The following is a 1225-nucleotide window of genomic DNA, read 5'->3' as shown; positions in this document are numbered from 1 at the left end:
TGTACGCTTCCCCAAAAATAGAGCAGTGATGAATTAGACTAATTTTCTAATTTTAATCCGCTATGAAGGGAAAAACATTCACAGAAACACAGATCGTCAAAATCCTCAAAGATTTGGATTCGGGCAAACTAGCGGCCGACGTGGCCCGTGAAAATGGCGTATCAAAAGCGACATTGTACAATTGGCGCAAAAAGTATAGCGGTATGGGGGCTTCGGAGCTTTCTGAATTGAAAGCACTGAAGGAGGAGAATCGTCGGCTTAAACACATGTATGCGGAATTAGCGCTTGATCACAGACTTGCAAGAGAAATCATCGAAAAAAAGCTTTAAAGCCTGTTCAGAAGCGGTTGATTGCTTCTGATATTTCTCGGGAAGCCGGATTCAGCATCGAGCGGGCATGTAGAGTTTTGCAATTGAGTAGAAGTGTTTTTTATTACAAAACCGTCAAAGACGATGTACCTGTTATCGACAGCCTCAATGAGCTTGCAGAGGAGCATCCAACGAGGGGTTTTGACTGGTATTATGGCAATTTGAGAAACAAGGGGTTACGCTGGAACCGTAAGCGAGTGCTGCGAATTTATCGGAACATGAACCTTAAACTGAGGCGTAAACGGAAAAGACGTATTCCGAAAAGACCAAAACAACCACTGATCGAAGCTAAAACGCTGAACGATACGTGGAGCATGGATTTTCTCAGCGACGCACTTAGTTATGGTAGACGTGTGCGGGTATTGATTGTAATGGATGATGCTAATAGGGAGGCGCTGGCGGCGTTTGCAGATTACTCTATTTGCGCCGACAAAGTGATACAAGTTTTAGAGCAGTTAGAATTGGAGAAAGGACTGCCATTATCTATCAGGACCGATAACGGGCCGGAATTTATAAGCAAGAAACTGGCCAAATGGTGCGAGAAAAAGCAAATTGAGCAAAAATTCATTCAACCAGGCAAACCGATGCAGAACGGATTTAATGAACGACTGAACAGAACATATCGTGAAGACGTGCTGAATGCTTACTTTTTTGATTCTTTGGAGCAGCTGCGAATTCTATCGGATAAATGGCTCGACACTTACAACAGCAAGCACCCGCACCGATCAATGAAGGGGCTAACTCCGAATCAAAAGCGCCTACTACTAACGGAAGATGCCATGAAAAAAGAAGAATTAATTGCGAACAATTTATAACCGAATCTAAAACTACACCGCTCTAAAAAGGGGAAGCCTACA

2 protein-coding genes are annotated in these 1225 nt (G+C 43.3%); both read left to right on the top strand.

Annotated elements, in window-relative coordinates:
* Nucleotides 1-62 precede the first annotated feature (62 nt).
* The gene (locus tag B5X68_RS28530; RefSeq protein WP_082218113.1) at nucleotides 63-329 is read left to right on the top strand and encodes a transposase; all 267 of its coding nucleotides are present in this window, start codon (nucleotides 63-65) and stop codon (nucleotides 327-329) included.
* Between the two features lie 17 nt (nucleotides 330-346).
* Entirely contained in the window at nucleotides 347-1183 is an 837-nt protein-coding gene (locus B5X68_RS28525; RefSeq protein ID WP_082218173.1) for an IS3 family transposase, read from the top strand.
* The last annotated feature ends 42 nt before the right edge of the window (nucleotides 1184-1225 follow it).

The sequence above is a fragment of the Dyadobacter psychrophilus genome, assembly GCF_900167945.1.
Classification (GTDB): Bacteria; Bacteroidota; Bacteroidia; order Cytophagales; family Spirosomataceae; genus Dyadobacter; species Dyadobacter psychrophilus.
The sequence above is the reverse complement of the archived record's forward strand: the minus strand, read 5'-3'. Positions and strand labels throughout refer to the sequence as shown.